We start from the raw sequence: 20,050 nt of genomic DNA on the forward strand, positions 1-20,050 counted from the left end.
ATCGCGAAACCCCCAGAACGATCTTCTGCCCCCGCTCCGACCAGCGGCCGGAACGCACCCGATAAGCTCTACCCATGAGCATCTCCCCGTCCTTCCGCGAAGTGCTGGACCAGCGCGTCATCGTCGCCGACGGCGCCATGGGCACGATGCTCCAGGCCCAGGACCCGACGCTCGACGATTTCCATGGCCACGAGGGCTGCAACGAGGTGCTCAACGTCTCGCGCCCCGACATCGTGCGCGGCGTGCACGACGCCTACTTCGCCGTCGGCGTCGACTGCGTCGAGACCAACACCTTCGGCGCCAACCTCGCCGCGCTCGGCGAATACGACCTCGGCGACCGCGTCTTCGAATACTCCGAGGCGGGCGCCCGCATCGCCCGCGAGGCGGCCGACCACTGGTCCACGCCCGAGCAGCCGCGCTTCGTCCTCGGCTCCATGGGCCCCGGCACCAAGCTGCCCACGCTCGGCCACCTGCCCTACGCGAGCCTGCGCGACGCCTATCGCGACAACGCCGCCGGCCTCGTCGCGGGCGGCGCCGACGCGCTCATCATCGAGACCTGCCAGGACCTCCTGCAGGTCAAGGCCGCCGTCATCGGCGCCAAGCGGGCCGTCGAGGACTCCGGCCGCGACATCCCGATCATCGCCCAGGTCACCATCGAGACCAACGGCGCAATGCTGCTGGGCAGCGAGATCGGCGCGGCGCTGACCGCCATCGAGCCGCTCGGCGTCGACGTCATCGGGCTCAACTGCGCCACCGGCCCCGCCGAGATGAGCGAGCACCTGCGCCACCTCGCCCGCCACTCCCGGCTCCGGCTGAGCTGCATGCCCAACGCGGGCCTGCCGGTGCTCACCTCCGACGGCGCCTACTACCCGCTCAGCCCCGGCGAGCTGGCCGACGCCCACGAGGCCTTCACCCGCGACTACGGGCTGTCCCTGGTCGGCGGCTGCTGCGGCACCACCCCCGAGCACCTGCGCCAGGTCGTCGAGCGGGTGCGCGGCGAGCAGCCCGCCGCCCGCCGCCCCCGCCCCGAGCCGGGCGTCTCCTCGCTCTACCAGACCGTCCCGTTCCGCCAGGACACCTCCTTCCTGGCCATCGGCGAGCGCTGCAACACCAACGGCTCCAAGGCATTCCGCGAGGCGATGCTGGGCGGGCGCTGGGACGACTGCGTCGAGATGGCCCGCGAGCAGGCCCGCGGCGGCGCCCACATGCTCGACCTCTGCGTCGACTACGTCGGCCGCGACGGCGTGGCCGACATGAAGGAGCTGGCCTTCCGCTTCGCCACCGCCTCCACCCTGCCGATCATGCTCGACTCCACCGAGGCCGAGGTGCTGCGCGCGGGCCTGGAGATGCTGGGCGGCCGGGCGGCGGTCAACTCCGTCAACTACGAGGACGGCGCCGGCCCCGACTCCCGCTTCCAGAAGATCATGCGCCTGGTTCGCGAGCACGGCGCCGCCGTGGTCGCCCTCACCATCGACGAGGAGGGCCAGGCCCGCACCGCCGACTGGAAGGTGCGCGTCGCCAGCCGCCTGATCGAGGACCTGACCACCAACTGGGGCATGCGGGTCGAGGACATCATCGTCGACACCCTCACCTTCCCCATCGCCACGGGCCAGGAGGAGACCCGCCGCGACGGCCTGGAGACCATCGAGGCCATCCGCGAGCTCAAGCGCCGCTACCCGGACGTGCAGACCACGCTCGGCGTCTCCAACATCAGCTTCGGCCTCAACCCGGCCGCCCGCATGGTGCTCAACTCGGTCTTCCTCAACGAGTGCGTCAACGCGGGCCTCGACTCCGCCATCGTGCACGCCTCGAAGATCCTGCCGATGGCGCGCATCCCCGACGAGCAGCGCCAGATCGCCCTCGACATGGTCTACGACCGCCGCCGCGAGGGCTACGACCCGCTGCAGCGCTTCATGGACCTGTTCGAGGGCGTCGACGCCGCCGCCCTCCGCGCGGGCAAGGCCGAGGAGCTGGCCTCGCTGCCGCTGTGGGAGCGGCTCAAGCGGCGCGTCATCGACGGTGAGCGCAAGGGCCTGGAGGCCGACCTCGACACCGCGCTGGAGCAGCGCCCCGCCCTGGAGATCATCAACGAGGTGCTGCTCGACGGCATGAAGACCGTCGGCGTGCTGTTCGGCTCCGGGCAGATGCAGCTGCCGTTCGTGCTGCAGTCGGCCGAGGTCATGAAGGCCGCGGTCGCCTACCTGGAGCCCCACATGGAGCGCCTGGAGGGCGAGACCAAGGGCCGCATCGTGCTGGCCACCGTCAAGGGCGACGTCCACGACATCGGCAAGAACCTCGTCGACATCATCCTGTCCAACAACGGCTACCAGGTCGTCAACCTCGGCATCAAGCAGCCGGTCTCGGCCATCCTGGAGGCCGCCGACGAGCAGAAGGCCGACGTCATCGGCATGTCCGGGCTGCTGGTCAAGTCGACGGTGGTGATGAAGGAGAACCTGGAGGAGATGAACTCCAGGGGCCTGTCCGACCGCTACCCGGTGCTGCTCGGCGGCGCCGCGCTCACCCGCGCCTACGTCGAGCAGGACCTCGCGGAGCTGTTCGAGGGCGAGGTGCGTTACGCCCGCGACGCGTTCGAGGGGCTGCGGCTCATGGACGCGTTCATGGCCGTCAAGCGCGGCGAGAAGGGCGCGACGCTGCCGCCGCTGCGCGAGCGGCGGGTCAAGACCGGCGCGGTGCTCCAGCGCACCCCGGTCGAGGAGCTGCCCGCCCGCTCCGACGTCGCCGCCGACAACCCGATCCCCGCGGCCCCGTTCCACGGCGACCGGGTCGTCAAGGGCGTCTCGCTGGCCGACTACGCGGCCTTCCTCGACGAGCGCGCGCTGTTCCTCGGCCAGTGGGGGCTCAAGCCCACCAGGGGCGGCGAAGGCCCCGGCTACGAGGAGCTGGTCGAGACCGAGGGTCGGCCTCGCCTGCGCATGTGGCTCGACCGCATCCAGACCGAGGGCCTGCTGGAGGCGGCCGTCGTCTACGGGCACTTCCCGTGCGTCAGCGACGGCGACTCGCTCGTCATCCTCGACGACGCGGGCGGCGAGCGCACCCGCTTCACCTTCCCGCGCCAGCGCCGCGACCGTCACCTGTGCCTGTCCGACTTCTTCCGGCCGAAGGACTCCGGCGAGGTCGACGTGGTCGGCTTCCAGGTCGTCACCATGGGCGCGAAGATCGCGGAGGCCACGGCCGAGCTGTTCGCGAAGGACGCCTACCGCGACTACCTCGAACTGCACGGCCTGTCGGTGCAGCTCACCGAGGCGCTGGCCGAATACTGGCACGCCCGGGTGCGCGCCGAGTGGGGCGTCGGCGGCGACGAGTCGCTCGACGACATGCTCAAGGTCAACATCCAGGGCTGCCGCTACTCCTTCGGCTACCCCGCGTGCCCCAACCTGGAGGACCAGGTCCAGCTCTTCCAGCTCCTCCAGCCCGAGCGCATCGGCGTGACCCTGTCGGAGGAGTTCCAGCTCCACCCCGAGCAGGCGACGTCCGCGCTGGTGGCGCACCACCCCGAGGCCAAATACTTCAACGTCTGACAGCGGCGGCACGGGCAGATGAGGGCATGAGGCACATGGGCATGGAAGCCGTCTTCTTCGACATGGACGGTCTGCTGGTCGACAGCGAGCGGGTCTGGCTGGAGATCGAGACCGGGGTGATGGCCCGGCTGGGCGCCGCGTGGACCCCCGAGCACCAGGCCCACCTGGTCGGCGGGTCGATGGAGCGCACGATCGGCTACATGCTGGCCGTCTCGGGCGCCGAGGTGCCGCCCGACACCGTGCGCTCGTGGATGGTCGACGGCATGGTGGCCAGGCTGTCGGCCGGGGTCGAGCTCATGCCGGGGGCCGCCGAGCTGCTCGACGCCGTACGCGACGAGGGGGTGCCCACCGGGCTGGTCACCTCCTCGCTGGGCGAGATCGCCGACGCCGTGCTCAAGGGCGTCGGGCGTGAGCGCTTCGACGTCATCGTCACGGCCGACGACGTGACGCACACCAAGCCCGACCCGGAGCCCTACCTCACGGCGGCCCGGCTGCTGGGGGTGGAGCCGGTGCGCTGCGTCGTGCTGGAGGACTCCCCGAGCGGGGTGGCCGCGGCGACGGCGGCCGGCTGCGCGGTGGTGGCCGTCCCGAGCATCCTGCCGATCGAGCCGGCCCCGGGCCGCCTGGTCGTCCCCTCCCTCACCGCCGTCACCGTCGCCGACCTCCGCGCCCTCCTGCCCGCCTGATCCCGGCCCCCGCGCCCGGTTCTCGGACGTCCGGTCCTGGGCGTCCCATTCGGCCCTGAGCGTCCCTACAAGGGCCGCTACGCCCGTTCGGTGGGGAAGGATGCCCTCTGCCCCTGAACGGAGCACAGGGGACGAAGGGCGTTCCCCTAGGGGACGGCTGGTTCTCTCGGAGGAGAGCGAACGGCCGTTCGCATGCCAGGATGGAGGCAGGAGCCGAGACGAAGGAGTGGCCGGATGAACTTCGACCAGATCGCGTGGTTTCCGCTTTGCGCGGGTGCGACGGTGGCGGGCCTGGTCCTGAGCTTCCTGGCGTTCCGCCGCAGGGGAGCGGCGTCGGGCCTGCGGGTGGCGGCGTGGGCGCTGCTGCCGGTGGCGGCCTATCTGACCAACGCGCTGCCGGCGCTGTGGACCATCGGCACCACGGCCGTGGGGTTCGTCACCGGCCTGGTGCTCAACCCGGCGGTGTGGGCGGGGGTCGCCGTGGCGGGGCTGTCGGCGGTGCTGTTCGTGGTGTCGGGGTTCATGCGCGGACGCAGGCTCTCCGCCGGGCGGAAGGACACGGGCGAGGGGAAGGGCACGGGCGAGACGCCCGCGCAGCGGCCGGCCCAGCCGGGCGGGGCCAAGCCCGCCGCATCGGCCGCCGCGCCCAAGCCGGCCGTCGCGGGGCGGCAGCGCAAGGCTCCCGCCGACGACGACTTCTCCGACATCGAGGAGCTTCTCAAGCGGCGCGGCATCAGCTGACGCGGCCTGTGTCACGAATCCGAGACGCAACCGGGACCCGGCCACGACATTCAGATCAAGATCAATACGAATGAGTTTCGCATCAATCACAGATTAGCCACATAGCGGCCTGAGGGGCTGGTCATAGCAGCTCAGGCCATAGATTCTGCCTCCTGAGGTCGCGACTCGCGGTCTAAGTCCAGTCCAAATAGACAGCGTCGTCTGGATCCAGGGGGCAATTTCGCATGACCGCGCCGCTTGACGTTCCCGGTTCCGCCGCAGAAGCGCAACCGGAGTCGGTGCTCGCGGGAGCGGGCAAGGACATCCAGGGCCGGTCCCTCACCAGGATCGCCTGGATGCGGCTGAGGCGGGACAAGGTCGCCCTGGGCGGTGGCGTCGTCGTCGTGCTGCTGATCCTCGTGGCGATCTTCTCCGGGCCCATCATCTCGGTCTTCGGGCACGACCCCCTGGAGTTCCACCAGGAGGCCATCGACCAGAGCACGCTGCTGCCCCAGGGCTCCTTCGGCAACATGGGCAGCGAATACCTGCTCGGCGTCGAGCCGGTCAACGGCCGTGACATCTTCAGCCGCATCGTGGCCGGCGCCTGGATCTCGCTGCTCATCGGCTTCCTCGCCACCCTGGTGTCGGTCGTCATCGGCACCGTCCTCGGCGTGGTCGCCGGCTACTTCGGCGGCTGGGTCGACCAGGTCATCGGCCGGATCATGGACGTCTTCCTCGCCTTCCCGCTGCTGGTCTTCGCGATCGCGCTGGCGGGCGTCGTCCCCGACAAGGGGTTCGGCCTGGAGGGCAACGGCCTGCGCATCGCCATGCTGATCTTCATCATCGGCTTCTTCAGCTGGCCCAGCATCGGCCGCATCGTCCGGGGCCAGACCCTGTCGCTGCGCGAACGGGAGTTCGTCGACGCCGCCCGCAGCCTCGGGGCGCGCCACGGCTACATCCTCTTCCGCGAGGTGCTGCCCAACCTGCTCGCGCCGATCCTGGTCTACGCCACCCTGCTCATCCCGACCAACATCCTGTTCGAGGCCTCGCTCTCCTTCCTGGGCGTGGGCATCAACCCGCCCACCCCGACCTGGGGCGGCATGCTGTCGGAGGCGGTGCGCTTCTACACGCTGCCGCACTTCGTGCTCTTCCCGGGCCTGGCGATCTTCATCACCGTCCTGGCGTTCAACCTGTTCGGCGACGGGTTGAGGGACGCCTTCGACCCCCGCGCGCACTGATCTTCGCCTACGCTCCATCCCCCATCTCACTACCAAGGGGTTAGTCAATGAGAAGGAAATCCGCACTGGCGGCGGCCGCGACAGCGGCGCTGGCCATGGTGCTCTCCGCCTGTGGCGGAGGTGGCGGCACGCCGCAGCAACCCGCGCAGTCGGCGTCCGGCGGTGCCGCGCAACCCGCGTTCAACGCCTCGCTCACCGGTGTGTACAACCCTTCGACGAAGAAGGGGGGCACGATCAAGGCAGCGCACTCCTCCGACTGGGACAGCCTCGACCCGGCCGACACCTACTACGGGTACTCGTTCAACTTCGGCCGCCTCTACTGGCGTACGCTGACGACGTACAAGACTGGTCCGGGCCCCGACGGCAACCAGGTCGTCCCCGACCTCGCCGAGGGCCTGGGCGAGCCGAGCCCGGACGGCAAGACGTGGACCTACAAGCTCCGCGCGGGCCTCAAGTTCGAGGACGGCACGCCGATCACGGCCAAGGACGTGGCCTACGCGGTGGCCCGTTCGTACGACAAGGAGACCTTCCCGCACGGCCCCTCGTACCTCAACGAGCTGCTGGCCTGGCCGAAGGACTTCAAGGGCGTCTACAAGACCCCCGACGTCGACTACAAGTCGGCCGTCGAGGCGACCGACGACACCACCGTGGTCTTCCACCTGGTCAAGCCGTTCGCGTCCATGGACTACATCGTCCAGATGCCGATGACGGCGCCGGTGCCGAAGGACAAGGACACGGGCGCGAAGTACCGCGAGCACGTGATCTCCTCGGGCCCGTACAAGTTCGAGACCAACGAGACCGGCAAGCGCTTCACGCTGGTCCGCAACGACCAGTGGGACGCCTCCACCGACCCCAACCGGCCCGCGCTGCCGGACAAGTGGGAGGTCCAGCTCAACGTCAACGCCGATGACCTGGACAACCAGCTCATGTCGGGCAGCATCCAGCTCGACATCCCCGGCACCGGCATGCAGCCCGCGGCGCTCGGCAAGGTCCTGCCGGACCCGGCGCTGAAGGCCCGTACCGACAACCCGACGATCCAGCGCCTGTGGTACATCTCGGTCATCCCGGACAACAAGCCGCTCGACAACGTCGAGTGCCGCAAGGCCGTCATGTTCGCCGCGGACCGCGTCGCCAACCAGACCGCCTACGGCGGCCCGGTGGCCGGCGGCGAGATCGCCACGAACGTCATGCCGCCCGGCATCGTCGGCCAGGAGAAGTTCGACCTGTACCAGACGCCGGAGAACAAGGGCGACGTCGAGAAGGCCAAGCAGGCCCTCGCCGCCTGCGGCCAGCCGAACGGCTTCGAGACCACGATGACGTTCCGCGCCGACCGCCCGCGTGAGAAGGCCCTCGCCGAGGCCATGCAGCAGGCGCTGTCCAAGGCCGGCATCAAGCTGACGCTGAAGGGCTTCCCGGCCTCCAGCTACTTCTCCGACTACGCCGGCAACGTCGACTACGTCAAGAAGAACGGCATCGGCCTGGCCACGCACGGCTGGGGCTCCGACTGGCCCGACGGTTACGGCTTCATGCAGGCCATCGTCGACAGCCGCACCATCCGCCCGGCGGGCAACTACAACCTGAGCGTCAAGAACGCCGAGGTCGACAAGCTCATCGACCAGGCCGCGGGCGAGCTGGACGCCACCGCCCGCGCCAAGCTGTGGGTGGACGTCGACAAGAAGGTCATGGAGGACGCCTCCATCCTTCCCGTCGTCTGGGCCAAGGCCCTGCTCATGCGTGGTCAGGGCGTGACCAACATCGCCTACAACGAGGGCCAGCAGATGTACGACTACGTGCTGCTCGGCGCGGAGTGACCAGGCGAGGCTCGGGGATCTAGCGAAGGCAGGTGAAGGCAGGAGTGGCCGGCCCGGGGCGGGCCGGCCACTCGGCCGGCAGCGGTGCTCACATACATCATCAGGCGTCTGATCGGCGCGCTCGCGATGCTCATCGTGGTCAGCATGGTCACCTTCGGCATCTTCTTCGTCGTGCCGCAGTGGGCCGGGGCGACTCCCGAGGCCCTCGCCTCGCGCTACGTCGGGCGCGCGGCGACCCCGGAGACCGTCCACCTGGTCGCCGAGCGGCTCGGCTTCTACGACCCGGTCGTCGTGCAGTACGGCAGGTTCGTCAAGGGCATCTTCACCGGCGCCCAGTACGACTACGGCGCCGGCGTCGAGCAGTGTCCCGCTCCCTGCTTCGGCTACTCCTTCATCAGCGGACAGCCCGTCTGGCCGGACCTGGTCGACCGCATGCCGGTCACCTTCTCCCTCGCCATCGGCGCGGCGATCCTGTGGGTGCTGGGCGGCGTCGCCATCGGCGTGCTGTCGGCGCTGCGCCGCGGCAGCTTCTTCGACCGGCTGTCCATGGGCACCGCGCTCGCCGGCGTGTCGCTGCCCATCTTCTTCACCGGCATGGTCTCCCTGGTCATCTTCAGCTACGGCCTCGGCTGGACCCCGCCGGGCGGCGCGTACACACCGCTGGCGGAGAACCCGGCGCTGTGGGCCTACGACCTGCTGCTGCCGTGGATCACGCTGGCCTTCCTGTTCGCCGCGACCTACGCCCGGCTCACCCGGGCGGGCATGCTGGAGACCATGGGGGAGGACTACATCCGCACCGCCCGCGCCAAGGGACTGAAGGAGCGGGAGGTGATCGTCAAGCACGGCCTGCGCGCCGCGCTGACGCCGATCCTCACGCTCTTCGGCATCGACTTCGGGCTGCTGATCGGCGGCGCCGTCCTCACCGAGACCACCTATACTCTGCCGGGGCTCGGCCAGTACGCCATTCTGGCGATCAGGAACCAGGACCTGCCCCAGGTCATGGGCGTCGTGCTGGTCGCCGCGCTGTTCGTGGTGGTCGCGAGCCTGGTCGTCGACCTGCTCTACGCCGTGGTCGACCCGAGGGTGAGGTTGTCGTGAGCTTCCTTGAGGTCAAGGACCTGAAGATCCACTTCCCGACCGACGACGGTCTGGTCAAGTCCGTCGACGGGCTGACGTTCGACCTCGAACGCGGCAAGACGCTCGGCATCGTCGGCGAGTCCGGCTCCGGCAAGAGCGTCACCAGCCTCGGCATCCTGGGGCTGCACAAGGGCGGCCGCGCCCGCATCTCCGGCGAGATCTGGCTGGACGGCGAGGAGCTGAACGGCGCCTCCGCCGAGCACGTACGCGGCCTGCGCGGCAAGAAGATGGCGATGATCTTCCAGGATCCGCTGTCGTCGATGCACCCCTACTACACGGTCGGCCACCAGATCATCGAGGCCTACCGCATCCACAACGACGTCAGCAAGCAGGTCGCCCGCAAGCACGCGATCGACATGCTGGGCCGCGTCGGCATCCCCGAGCCGGCCCGGCGCGTCGACAGCTACCCGCACGAGTTCTCGGGCGGCATGCGCCAGCGCGCGATGATCGCCATGGCGCTGTCGTGCGACCCCGAGCTGCTCATCGCCGACGAGCCCACCACGGCGCTCGACGTGACCGTCCAGGCCCAGATCCTCGACCTCATGGTCGACCTGCAGCGCGAGTTCAACTCCGCGCTGATCATCATCACCCACGACCTGGGCGTGGTGGCCGAGCTGTCCGACGACATCCTCGTCATGTACGGCGGCAAGTGCATCGAGTACGGCCCCGCCGACAGCATCTTCTACCGCCCCGAGCACCCCTACACCTGGGGCCTGCTGGGCTCCATGCCCCGCCTCGACCGGGAGCCCACCGAGCGGCTGCTGCCGATCAAGGGCTCGCCGCCCTCGCTCATCAACGTGCCCCCAGGCTGCGCCTTCCATCCGCGCTGCCCGTACGCCGAGCGCACGCAGGGCAAGGCGGAGACCGAGGTGCCCGCGCTGACCGAGACCGAGGGCGGCCACCTGGTGCGCTGCCACATGAGCCGGGACGAGCGGCGCGGCCTGTGGGAGAACGAGATCAAGCCAGTGCTGGAGACCCAGTGACCGAGCCCAACTACGCCAGTGAGCCGCTTCTTTCCGTGCAGGACATGGAGAAGCACTTCCCCGTGACCAAGGGCCTGCTGAAGAGACAGGTCGGCGCGGTCAAGGCGGTCGACGGCATCAGCTTCGACGTCTTCAAGGGCGAGACCCTCGGCCTGGTGGGCGAGTCGGGCTGCGGCAAGTCCACGACCGGCCGCCTGGTCACCCGGCTGCTGGAGCCCACCGCGGGCAAGGTCGTCTTCGAGGGCCAGGACATCACGCACATGAGCCAGGGCCGGCTGCGGCCGCTCCGGCGCGACATGCAGATGATCTTCCAGGACCCCTACTCGTCGCTGAACCCTCGTCACACGGTCGGCGCCATCGTCGGCGCGCCGTTCCGCATCCAGGGCGTGCAGACCGAGAACGGCATCAAGAAGGCGGTCCAGGACATCCTTTCCCTGGTCGGCCTCAACCCGGAGCACTACAACCGCTACCCGCACGAGTTCTCCGGCGGCCAGCGCCAGCGCATCGGCATCGCCCGCACGCTCGCGCTGAAGCCCAAGCTCATCATCGCCGACGAGCCGGTCTCCGCGCTCGACGTGTCCATCCAGGCCCAGGTCGTCAACCTGCTGGAGGACCTGCAGAACGAGCTGGACCTCACCTACGTCGTCATCGCCCACGACCTGTCGGTGGTGCGCCACATCAGCGACCGGGTCGCCGTGATGTACCTCGGCAAGATCGTCGAGATCGCCGACCGCAAGCGGCTCTACAGCTCGCCCATGCACCCCTACACCAACGCCCTGCTGTCGGCCGTGCCCGTGCCCGACCCCAAGGCGCGCAAGGGCCGCGAGCGCATCCGGCTGGCCGGCGACGTGCCGAGCCCGCTCAACCCGCCGCCCGCCTGCCGCTTCCACACCCGCTGCTGGAAGGCGCAGGAGATCTGCAAGACGGTCGAGCCGCCGCTGGGCGAGGTGGCGAGCGGGCACCGCGTCGCCTGCCACTTCCCCGAGAACGCCGTGGAGACCCCGGCGGCCACGGCCGCCGCGGAGCAGAGCTGAGGCCGGGCAGAGCTGAGACCGTACGGCGCCGGGCGTCCCCGAGGGAGGGCCGTCCGGCCGCCCGGCGTCAGGACAGGGCGCCCGGCGTGATCAGGCCCGTCTCGTAGGCCAGCACCACCGCCTGCACGCGGTCGCGCAGCCCCAGCTTGGTCAGCACGTTGCCGACGTGCGTCTTCACCGTCGTCTCGCTCACCACCAGCTTGGCGGCGATCTCGGCGTTGGACATGCCTTTGGCGATCAGCCGCAGCACCTCCAGCTCGCGCTCGGTCAGCCGGTCGAGCCGGGCCGGGGCCGCCTGCTCGTACGCCGACGGCAGCCGCGCCGCGAACCGGTCGAGCAGCCGCCGGGTCACGCTCGGCGCGACGATCGCCTCGCCCGCCGCCACCACCCGGATCGCCTGCACCAGCTCGTCCGGCGGCACGTCCTTCAGCAGGAACCCCGACGCGCCCGCGCGCAACGCCTCCACGATGTACTCGTCGAGGTCGAACGTGGTCAGCACCAGCACCTTCGGCACGTGCGCCGACGGCGCCGCCTCCCGTACGATCCGGCGGGTCGCCTCGATGCCGTCCACCCCCGGCATCCGGATGTCCATGAGCACCACGTCGGGCAGCAGCGCCCGGGTCTGCTCCATCGCGGCCTTGCCGTCGCCGGCCTGCCCCACCACCGTGATGTCGGGCTCGGCCTCGAGGATCAGGCGGAAACCGGTGCGCAGCAGCGGCTGGTCGTCCACCAGCAGCACTCTGATCGTCATTGGCCGTCCTTCAACGGGAACCTCGCCCGCACCTCGAAACCGCCCCCCGGTAGCGGACCGATGTTCAGGATTCCACCATAGAGTGCCACTCTTTCGCGAATGCCCACCAAACCATGACCCTGCCCCGAGGAGGGATCCTTGGCCGTGCCGCCCGTACCGTCGTCCACGACGCGTACGTCCAGCTCGCGCGGCTCGTGCCGGACGGTGACCACCGCGCGGGCCCCGGCCCCCGCGTGCCGCAGGCTGTTGGTCAGCCCTTCCTGCACCAGCCGGTACGCCGCCAGGTCCACCCCGGCGGGCAGCGCCCGCGCCTCGCCCTCCACCAGCAGCCGGACCGGCAGCCCCGCCTCCCGCATCTGCTCCACGAGCGCCGGCAGGTCCCGTACGCCCGGCTGCGGCCCCAGCTCGGCCCGCGCGTCGGCGCGCAACACCCCCACGATCGTGCGCATCTCGGCCATCGCGGTGCGCCCGGTGTGCTCGATGGCCGACAGCGCCTCGCCCGCCAGCCCGGGATCGGCGGCGAGCACCCGCCGCGCCGCCGCGGCCTGCACGACCATGACGCTGACGTGGTGGGCCACCACGTCGTGCAGCTCCCGCGCGATCCGCGAGCGTTCCTCGGCCCGCGCCGCCCGGGTGTCGGCCGCGTGCGCCCGCTCCAGCCGCGCCGCCCGATCCTTCAGCTCCTCCAGGTAGGCCCGCCGCAGCCGCAGGCTGCGCCCCGCGCCCCACACCGCCGCCACCAGGATGACGACCGCCACATGATCGGTCCAGGCCGCCGCGCGCAACGGGCCGGCCAGAGCCCCCATGGCGTACGCCGACAGCGACACCAGCAGCCCGGCCAGCGCCATCGCCAGCCCCCGGTGGGAGGCCACCGAGTAGAGCAGCACCAGCCCGGCCAGGCCCGGCACGCCCGCGCCGTAGCCGGTCGCCGTCAGCAGCAGGCCCGGCACCAGGGCCGCGCACAGCGCCGTCAGCGGCCGGCGCCGCCGGAAGGCCACGGGCACGCCCGCCACGGCCACCAGCGCCACGCCGACGCCGTCGGGCGGCCGCAGCCCCCCGGACGCCGGGATCAGCGGGTCGTCGAGGGTGTGGAGCACCACCGAGACGACAGCCACCACGGCGGCGAGAACCGAGTCGTGGAGCCGGGTTCGGTCGATGCGCACGGCTTCACTGTAGGACCGCCCGCGAGTTCGGTTCCTCCTCCCCGGGGAGGATTAGTCCTGCTAAAGCTCGTCGGTCGCGGCCCGGCGGCTGCTGCGGACGGTGTCGCCCGGCTGCCGGTCGGGCACCGGGGGAGGGGTGCCGCCGAACTCGGGGCACAGTGCCTGATGGTCGCACCAGTCGCACAGCCGGCTGCGCCGCGCCCGCCACTCGCCGCTCTGCATCGCGCGCTCGATCGCCGTCCACAGCGCCATCACCTTGCGCTCGGTGGCCTGCAGGTCGGCCTCGTCGGGGGCGTAGCGCAGCACCTCGCCCTGGCCGCCGAGGTAGACGAGCTGCAGCAGTCGCGGCACCCGGCCGCGCAGCCGCCACAGCACCAGCGCGTAGAACTTCATCTGGAACAACGCCTTGGCCTCGAAGTCGGGCCCCGGAGCGCTGCCGGTCTTGTAGTCGACCACCCGGACCTCGCCGGAGGGCGCCACGTCGAGCCGGTCGACGTAGCCGCGCAGCATCAGCCCGCCGTCGAGCACCGCCTCGACGTAGAGCTCGCGCTCGGCCGGCTCCAGCCGGGTGGGGTCCTCCAGCGTGAAGTAACGCTCCAGCATGCCGCGCGCCTGCGCCAGCCACTCGGCCTGCTCCTCCTCGCCGGAGAACATCTCGGCGTATTGGGGGTCGTCGTCGAGCAGCCGCCGCCACTGCGGCTCCAGCAGCTCCAGCGCCGCCGCCACCGACCGGCGCGGTGCCGGCAGGTCGTAGAGCCGCTCCAGGACCGCGTGGACCACCGTGCCGCGCACCGCCGCCGGGGACGGCCGCTCGGGGAGCTGGTCGATCACCCGGAAGCGGTAGAGCAGCGGGCAGGTCATGAAATCGCCCGCGCGGGAGGGGGACAGCGCACCGATGATCACCGGCTCGGTCAGCGTCATGGACGCACTCTAGGTCACGACCCCGACAGATTGACCCCCGGCGCGACGATGAGCGCCTGCCGCGCCGCGTAGCATCAAGGCAGCGAGACCACCACACCGGTGGGGCCCGACCGCACGCGGCCCCGCCGGAAAAGACGTACGAGGAGAGCGGTGAGCGAGCAGAGCCCCCGGCAGGAGTTCTCCGGCGTCCCGATGGGGAGGCTGTTCGGCATCCCCGTCTACGTGTCCTGGACCTGGTTCCTCGTGGCCGGCTTCATCACCGTGATGTTCGGCCCCTACTTCGGCCGGATGTTGCCCGGCATCAGCGAGGCCGCCGCCTACGGCGTGGCGCTCGTCTTCGCGGTGCTGCTCTACGTCTCGGTGCTGCTGCACGAGCTGGCGCACAGCGTCCTCGCCAAGGCCTACGGCCTGCCGGTGCGCCGCATCACCCTCTACCTCCTCGGCGGCGTCTCGGAGATCGAGAAGGAGCCGCCCACGCCGGGCAAGGAGTTCCTGGTGGCCGCGGCGGGGCCGGGGCTGTCGCTCGGCCTGGCCGGGCTCGGCTGGCTGGCCGACGTCTACCTCATCAACGACGGCGGCATCGTCGAGGTGCTGGTGCTGCAGCTCTGGTTCGCCAACCTCATCGTCGGCGTCTTCAACCTGCTGCCCGGACTGCCGCTCGACGGCGGCCGGATGTTGCGCGCCGGCGTGTGGAAGGTCGCCGGCAACCCCGGCACCGGCACGATCGTCGCCGCATGGGGCGGCCGGGTGCTGGCCGTGCTGCTCGTCGCCGTGCCCGTCGCGTCGGCGCTCATGGGCGGCGGCCAGGCCGACATCACCGACGTGATCTGGCCGCTGGTGCTGGCCTCCTTCATCTGGATGGGCGCCTCGCAGTCGCTGCGCGTGGCCAGGATCCGCGCCCGCATCCCGCGGGTCAACGCGCGGGCCCTGGCCCGCAGGGCGGTGCCGGTGAGCGGTGACACGCCGCTGTCGGAGGCGCTGCGGCAGGCGGGTGAGCGGCGCGCGGGCGCCATCGTCGTGGTCGACCACGACGGCCGGCCGGTGGCGATCGTCAGCGAGGCCGCCGTGCAGGCCACCCCTGAGCACCGCCGTCCGTGGGTGAGCGCCGCCTCCCTGGCCAAGTCCATCGACCCGGCCATGATGCTGGCCGCCGACCTCGCGGGCGAGCCGCTCATCGACGCCATGCGCGAGGCGCCGGGCAGCGAATATCTCCTCGTGGAGCCGGGCGGCGAGGTCTACGGCGTGCTGTCCACCGCCGATGTGAACCGGGTGTTCACCGGCGTCTGATTTGTCCCACTCGTTTAAGCCGCGGCCCCCGGATAGGGTCGTGTCCAGCGGTTTCCGGGTTCGGGCGCGGACCTGGGCGATTTCTGCGATGCGATGACTGGCCGATAGTGTGCTGTTTGGCCAAACTTGCACAGTTGAGGGGTTAGTTGCGGTCCACCGGTTCATCGAATCGAGACGACGGGGGCGCGGCACGGCTCCGTCGTCTGGGTATGCGTATGGCTGGTGGCCGGCACCGCAGTGCGGGCGCCGTGACAACGCCGGCATCCGGGGAGGAGAGTTGAGTGACCGAGCGCAGCGAGGGCACCTATGAGCGCGGCACGGTCGTCATGAGGGAGGACGCATGACCGACCAAGGCTTCGGAGTGGTGCGCCCGCTTCCTGGTGACGGACTCGTGGCCTACCTGGGCGGGCTGCTGCTGGTGTGCGATCCGGGCGAGGCCACCGCGGACGGCCTGCTCGACGCGCTGCGCGAGACCGCGGCCTCCGGCGGCGACGGCCGGGCACTGGCCCGCCGCGCGGCGCAGGTGCTGGCGGCCAACATGGCGGGCGACCCGGCCGCGTGCGCGGTCGCGGGCCCGGTGACCGGCGGCGTCGCCGTGCTGGTCAGCGGCTCGGCCTCGGCGAGCGTCGTCACCTCCGCCGGCGAGACGCGGCTGTCCGGCAGCGACTCCCTGACCTGGGCCGACCGGCTCGTCACCGGCACCGTCGAGCGGGTCGAGCTGAGCCTGCCCGGCGCCGGCTCCCCGCATCCCGCCGTACGCCTCGACGGCGGCGTGGTCCACGGCGGCGGCCTGGTCAGCGACCTCGCCGACCTCGCCGACCGTCCCGCCGGGCGGTCGTCCGCCGCGCCCGCGCAGTCCCGGCCGCTGACCAGCGAGATGCCGGCCACGGCCTTCCACATCGAGGCCGACCTCATCCAGCCGCCGGCCCAGCAGCAACAGCAGCACCAGCCCCAGCCGCAGCCGCAATCCCAGCCGGTGGAGCGGCCGCCCTACCCGCTGGCCGACCAGCCGCCGGCCGTGCCGAGCCCGCCCTCGGGCCCCCAGCCCGTCCCTGCGGCCATGGAGCAGGCGCCCTACCACACCCCGCAGGACCAGCCCTACCCGTCGCACGACCAGCCTTACCCGTCGCAGGACCAGCCCTACCCCTCGCACGACCAGCACTCGCCCTACGGGCCGCCGCAGGACCAGCCGCCGCCCTACCCCTCGCGCGAGTCGGCGCCGTCCCTGCCCGAGCCGGCCCACTACCCGTCCTACGACGAGCAGCCGCCCTCCGGCAACGGCCTGCCCGACCAGCAGGGGCCGCCGCCCTTCGGCGGGCCCGAGCACTTCGGCGACCAGCCCGCGCCGCCCCCGCCGCTCGGCCAGCCCGACCACTTCGACCACCCGGGCCCGCCGCCGCAGCAGCAGCAGGAGCAGCAGCAGCCCGAGCACGGCGACCGGCCGCTGGTCTACGGTGTCGACTGCAAGAACGACCACTTCAACGACCCCCGCGTCCCCTACTGCGCCGTCTGCGGCATCGCCCTGGTCCAGCGCACCCTCGTCCCCTACAAAGGCCCGCGGCCCTCGCTCGGCGTGCTCATCCTCGACGACGGCACCGCGCTGCCGCTGGAGAGCGACTACCTGCTCGGCCGCGACCCCGAGCGCGCCCCCGAGGTGGCCGGCGGCACGGCCCGCCCGGCCAAGGTGACCAGCCCCGACGGCTCGGTCTCGCGCCGTCACCTGCGGGTGGCGCTCGACGGCTGGGACGTCAACCTGGTCGACCTCGGCTCGGTCAACGGCACCCAGATCCAGCCGCCCGGCGACCCCAACTTCTACGACATCCCGCCCAACGAGCCCGTCACCATCGCGCCCGGCACCACCGTGCGCGTGGGCGTCTCCCGCACCCTGCGCTACGAGGCACACCGCGGCTGAGCGGGCGCCGGCCGGGCCTCGCCGCTGAGCGGGTGCCGGCCGCGTCCTGCTCGCTGAGCGCCGGTCGGCCACGTCCCGCTCGTCGAGCGGGCGCGGCCGTCCGTGGTGTGCTCCGGAGCCAGGGTTCAGGCCGGGCGGAAAGCCCGTACGCCGCGCAACAGCCGCACCGCCGCCTCCAGGCCGCTGGCCGCCTCCAGCGCCCGCCCGGCCGCGATCGCATACCTGCTCAGCAGGTGCTCGTCGGCGTCGCAGAAGTCCCGCCCCGCGACCCACACGTACAGGTGGTCGCACGACACCGCGGGCACCGGCGTCGCGAGGAAGCCCGGCTCGCCCACGCGGGCGTCGTACGCCATCCGCACCGGCTCCACGGCCGACGCCAGCTCCTTCAGCACCCCCGACTCCGCGAGCCAGCTCCGCACCCGCAGTGGGTCGCCGGGCGGGGTGTGCGCGTACATCGACCGGGCCTCCTCGCGCAGCGGGTCCGCGCGGACGAAGCCCGCGTACGAGGTGTTCGCGACCGCCGCGGCGGCCCGCGCCAGCCGGTCGACCAGGTCCGCGGCCTCCAGTCCTGAACAGGCGGAGATGAGCTCGCGCATGGAGACGTCGACACGGTTGTATGGCATCGCGGCGATCCCTCGGCCGGTCGGAGGCGAGATCGCGCGAGCCGATCACGCGACCCTCGAAAGCGGCTGCCCCGACTATCACCCCCGACGTGGCCGTTGACTAGCCCTCAACAGGAAATCGGGATTTCTCCGCTTCCGGCCGTCCGGCCGGCGCCTGGAGCGGCGGCGTCAGGAGGGGCGGACGCGGGCCCAGGCGAGGTCGTCCACGCGCCTCCCGCCGCCCTTCGGGAACATCTCCCTGTGCACGCCCTCCCGGCTGAACCCGGCCCGCTCCAGCACCCGGTGCGAGGCGACGTTGCCGGCCTCGGTGCCGGCCACGATCCGGTGCAGCGGCGTACGCTCGAACGCCCAGTCCACCAGCAGCCGTACCGTCCGCGTCATGAACCCCTTGCCCCGGAAGCCCGGCATCAGCGAGTAGCCGACCATCGCCTGCCCGAGCGCCGGCGTCACCTGGGTGAGCTGCACGTGCCCGGCGAACGCCCCGGACCCGGCGTCACGCACGGCCAGCTCGATCCGCTGCCCCGACACCCACCAGTAGCCGGTGTAGCGGCAGCGCCGCTCGTGGTCCTGGAGGGAGCTCGGCGGCCCCACCTTGTAAGCGGCCACGACCGGATCGGCCAGCATCCGGTGGAAGTCGCCCGCGTCCTCCGGGGTCATCGGCGTCAGCCGTACCACGCCGTCGGACAGCTCCCCGCCGTCGAAGAACGGCAGGTAGGGCTCCACCGGCGGCGCCGCCTCGCCCGGCAGCCGCCCGAAGGTCACCAGGTCGGCGGGGCGGCCGTCGCGCAGCAGCTTGGCCTCGCGCCGGTTCCCCTCCTCGCGGAAGCCCGCCTTGTAGGCCACCCGGAGGCTGGCCACGTTCTCCACCTCGGCCTCCAGCTCGACCCGGCGTACGCCCTGGTCGAACAGCCAGTCGGCGACCGCCCGCGCGGCCGTCGAGGCCACGCCCTTGCCACGGGCCCATGGCGCGACCAGGTAGCCGAGCTCGGCGACCCGCCAGCGGTCGGGCGGCCGGACGCCGATCGAGCCGGCGTACTGGCCGTCCTGGGTGATCGCGAACTCGGCGCCGCCGGCCTCCCACTTGGCGCGGGCCTGCTCGACGTAGGCGCGCGCGTCCGACAGCCGGTACGGAGAGGGCAGCAGCGGCAGGAACCGGGCCGTCACCGGATCGTCGCAGGCTCGCGTGATCGCCTCGGCGTCGGAGTCGGAAGGAGGCCGCAGGACGAGGGGACCCGAGGAGATCACGTGGCGCGCGAGCATCACCCATACTTATCGTGCGTCCGGAGCCGCCCGAAAGCCCTATAACCTTGCGGCCATGGGTTTCCGCAGGCATGGGCCTTTCCGCGTGGGGGATCAGGTGCAGCTCACCGACCCCAAGAACAAGCGCCACACGATCACGCTCAAAGAGGACGGCGTCTTCCACACCCACAAGGGCGCCATCCCGCACAGCGACCTGATCGGGCAGCCCGAGGGCTCCGTGGTGCGGTCCTCCGGCGGCACCCAATACCTCGCCTTCCGCCACCTCCTGCAGGACTACACACTCGCCATGCCGCGCGGCGCGGCCGTCATCTACCCCAAGGACGCCTCGATGATCGTCGGCATGGCCGACGTCTTCCCCGGCGCCCGTGTGATCGAGGCGGGGGTCGGCTCCGGCGCGCTCACCTGCTTCCTGCTGCGCGCGGTCGGCCCCGACGGCCACGTGACGAGTTACGAGCGCCGCCAGGACTTCGCCGACGTGGCGCGCAAGAACGTCGAGAACTTCTACGGCGGCCCCATGGACGACACCTGGCGGCTGGTGGTCGGCGACCTCAACGACTCCATCGACGAGGCCGACGTCGACCGGGTGATCCTCGACATGCTCGCGCCGTGGGAGTGCGTCGACGCCGCCGCCAAGGCCCTGACGCCGGGCGGCGTGATCTGCTGTTACGTGGCCACGACCACGCAGTTGTCGAAGACCGTCGAGGTCATTCGCGATCACGGGTGTTTCACCGAGCCGCATGCGTGGGAGACCCTGGTTCGCGACTGGCATGTCGAAGGACTCGCGGTGAGACCTGATCATCGGATGATCGGCCACACGGGGTTCCTCGTCTCCGCCCGCCGCATGGCGGACGGAGTGACGCCCCCGCCGAGACGCCGCCGACCGAAGGGGACGACCGAAGAACTATGACAATTTGGCCACGAGGGTGCGTTGGTGCGTGACACGGGAACAGATCGTCGTGTTCCTGTGCTGGCAGTATTAAACGCA

At 71.3% G+C, this 20,050-nt stretch carries 16 protein-coding genes; 11 read left to right on the top strand and 5 right to left on the bottom strand.

The window, feature by feature from the left end:
- The first annotated feature begins 74 nt into the window (after positions 1 to 74).
- The 8 genes from metH (at position 75) to BMW85_RS28960 (ending at position 11,148) form a co-directional block, all read left to right on the top strand.
- Positions 75 to 3,539: a methionine synthase gene (gene metH / locus BMW85_RS28925; protein WP_091087565.1), complete on the top strand. Its 3,465-nt coding sequence runs from the start codon at positions 75 to 77 to the stop codon at positions 3,537 to 3,539.
- A 26-nt stretch (positions 3,540 to 3,565) separates the two neighbouring features.
- Positions 3,566 to 4,225 carry an HAD family hydrolase gene (locus BMW85_RS28930; protein ID WP_245775122.1) on the top strand — a complete coding sequence of 220 codons (660 nt, stop codon included), beginning with the start codon at positions 3,566 to 3,568 and terminating at the stop codon, positions 4,223 to 4,225.
- A 234-nt stretch (positions 4,226 to 4,459) separates the two neighbouring features.
- Entirely contained in the window at positions 4,460 to 4,966 is a 507-nt protein-coding gene (locus BMW85_RS28935) for a cellulose synthase (protein ID WP_091087567.1), read from the top strand.
- Between the two features lie 224 nt (positions 4,967 to 5,190).
- On the top strand, positions 5,191 to 6,183 hold the full coding sequence (locus BMW85_RS28940) for an ABC transporter permease (RefSeq protein ID WP_091087569.1): 993 nt from the start codon (positions 5,191 to 5,193) through the stop codon (positions 6,181 to 6,183).
- Positions 6,184 to 6,230: 47 nt separating this feature from the next.
- Positions 6,231 to 7,994 (top strand): ABC transporter substrate-binding protein, encoded by a 1,764-nt coding sequence (locus BMW85_RS28945; protein ID WP_245775123.1) that lies wholly within the window; start codon positions 6,231 to 6,233, stop codon positions 7,992 to 7,994.
- An 84-nt stretch (positions 7,995 to 8,078) separates the two neighbouring features.
- Complete coding sequence (locus tag BMW85_RS28950) at positions 8,079 to 9,092, top strand: ABC transporter permease (protein ID WP_091087574.1); 1,014 nt, start codon at positions 8,079 to 8,081, stop codon at positions 9,090 to 9,092.
- Positions 9,089 to 10,114, top strand: coding sequence for an ABC transporter ATP-binding protein (locus tag BMW85_RS28955; RefSeq protein ID WP_091087576.1), 1,026 nt, complete (start codon positions 9,089 to 9,091; stop codon positions 10,112 to 10,114). The genes BMW85_RS28950 and BMW85_RS28955 overlap by 4 nt, the downstream gene beginning before the upstream one ends.
- Positions 10,111 to 11,148 (top strand): ABC transporter ATP-binding protein, encoded by a 1,038-nt coding sequence (locus BMW85_RS28960; RefSeq protein ID WP_091087578.1) that lies wholly within the window; start codon positions 10,111 to 10,113, stop codon positions 11,146 to 11,148. Before BMW85_RS28955 ends, BMW85_RS28960 begins: the two co-directional genes overlap by 4 nt.
- Before the next feature lie 67 nt (positions 11,149 to 11,215).
- Here BMW85_RS28960 and BMW85_RS28965 read toward each other — a convergent pair whose 3' ends face one another.
- The 3 genes from BMW85_RS28965 to BMW85_RS28975 are packed head-to-tail and all read right to left on the bottom strand — an operon-like array spanning position 11,216 to position 13,983.
- On the bottom strand, positions 11,216 to 11,899 hold the full coding sequence (locus BMW85_RS28965; protein WP_091087580.1) for a response regulator: 684 nt from the start codon (positions 11,897 to 11,899) through the stop codon (positions 11,216 to 11,218).
- Positions 11,896 to 13,062, bottom strand: a complete 1,167-nt coding sequence (locus BMW85_RS28970) for a sensor histidine kinase (protein WP_091087583.1) — start codon at positions 13,060 to 13,062, stop codon at positions 11,896 to 11,898. Before BMW85_RS28970 ends, BMW85_RS28965 begins: the two co-directional genes overlap by 4 nt.
- Before the next feature lie 60 nt (positions 13,063 to 13,122).
- The gene (locus BMW85_RS28975; protein WP_091087585.1) at positions 13,123 to 13,983 is read right to left on the bottom strand and encodes a RecB family exonuclease; all 861 of its coding nucleotides are present in this window, start codon (positions 13,981 to 13,983) and stop codon (positions 13,123 to 13,125) included.
- Between the two features lie 150 nt (positions 13,984 to 14,133).
- Here BMW85_RS28975 and BMW85_RS28980 point away from each other — a divergent pair, with 150 nt between their 5' ends.
- Positions 14,134 to 15,270: a site-2 protease family protein gene (locus tag BMW85_RS28980; RefSeq protein WP_091087588.1), complete on the top strand. Its 1,137-nt coding sequence runs from the start codon at positions 14,134 to 14,136 to the stop codon at positions 15,268 to 15,270.
- A gap of 340 nt (positions 15,271 to 15,610) precedes the next feature.
- Positions 15,611 to 17,182 carry an FHA domain-containing protein gene (locus tag BMW85_RS28985; protein ID WP_091087591.1) on the top strand — a complete coding sequence of 524 codons (1,572 nt, stop codon included), beginning with the start codon at positions 15,611 to 15,613 and terminating at the stop codon, positions 17,180 to 17,182.
- Between the two features lie 125 nt (positions 17,183 to 17,307).
- On the opposite strand, the gene BMW85_RS28990 is transcribed toward BMW85_RS28985, so the two are convergent.
- Both BMW85_RS28990 and BMW85_RS28995 read right to left on the bottom strand, forming a co-directional pair.
- Positions 17,308 to 17,805: a hypothetical protein gene (locus BMW85_RS28990; protein WP_091087593.1), complete on the bottom strand. Its 498-nt coding sequence runs from the start codon at positions 17,803 to 17,805 to the stop codon at positions 17,308 to 17,310.
- A 168-nt stretch (positions 17,806 to 17,973) separates the two neighbouring features.
- On the bottom strand, positions 17,974 to 19,065 hold the full coding sequence (locus BMW85_RS28995; protein ID WP_091087785.1) for a GNAT family N-acetyltransferase: 1,092 nt from the start codon (positions 19,063 to 19,065) through the stop codon (positions 17,974 to 17,976).
- A gap of 55 nt (positions 19,066 to 19,120) precedes the next feature.
- Between BMW85_RS28995 and BMW85_RS29000 the strand changes: the two genes are divergently transcribed.
- Positions 19,121 to 19,972: a tRNA (adenine-N1)-methyltransferase gene (locus BMW85_RS29000; protein WP_091087596.1), complete on the top strand. Its 852-nt coding sequence runs from the start codon at positions 19,121 to 19,123 to the stop codon at positions 19,970 to 19,972.
- Positions 19,973 to 20,050: the final 78 nt, after the last annotated feature.

The sequence above is a fragment of the Nonomuraea wenchangensis genome (assembly GCF_900111685.1).
Taxonomy (GTDB): domain Bacteria; phylum Actinomycetota; class Actinomycetes; order Streptosporangiales; family Streptosporangiaceae; genus Nonomuraea; species Nonomuraea wenchangensis.

Excerpts from the sequence above, each read along its gene's own strand:
- metH (WP_091087565.1), top strand. The coding sequence starts at position 75 with ATGAGCATCTCCCCGTCCTTCCGCGAAGTGCTGGACCAGCGCGTCATC.
- BMW85_RS28930 (WP_245775122.1), top strand. The coding sequence starts at position 3,566 with ATGAGGCACATGGGCATGGAAGCCGTCTTCTTCGACATGGACGGTCTG.
- BMW85_RS28935 (WP_091087567.1), top strand. The coding sequence starts at position 4,460 with ATGAACTTCGACCAGATCGCGTGGTTTCCGCTTTGCGCGGGTGCGACG.
- BMW85_RS28940 (WP_091087569.1), top strand. The coding sequence starts at position 5,191 with ATGACCGCGCCGCTTGACGTTCCCGGTTCCGCCGCAGAAGCGCAACCG.
- BMW85_RS28945 (WP_245775123.1), top strand. The coding sequence starts at position 6,231 with ATGAGAAGGAAATCCGCACTGGCGGCGGCCGCGACAGCGGCGCTGGCC.
- BMW85_RS28965 (WP_091087580.1), bottom strand. The coding sequence starts at position 11,899 with ATGACGATCAGAGTGCTGCTGGTGGACGACCAGCCGCTGCTGCGCACC.
- BMW85_RS28975 (WP_091087585.1), bottom strand. The coding sequence starts at position 13,983 with ATGACGCTGACCGAGCCGGTGATCATCGGTGCGCTGTCCCCCTCCCGC.
- BMW85_RS28985 (WP_091087591.1), top strand. The coding sequence starts at position 15,611 with ATGACCGACCAAGGCTTCGGAGTGGTGCGCCCGCTTCCTGGTGACGGA.
- BMW85_RS28990 (WP_091087593.1), bottom strand. The coding sequence starts at position 17,805 with ATGCCATACAACCGTGTCGACGTCTCCATGCGCGAGCTCATCTCCGCC.
- BMW85_RS28995 (WP_091087785.1), bottom strand. The coding sequence starts at position 19,065 with ATGCTCGCGCGCCACGTGATCTCCTCGGGTCCCCTCGTCCTGCGGCCT.
- BMW85_RS29000 (WP_091087596.1), top strand. The coding sequence starts at position 19,121 with ATGGGTTTCCGCAGGCATGGGCCTTTCCGCGTGGGGGATCAGGTGCAG.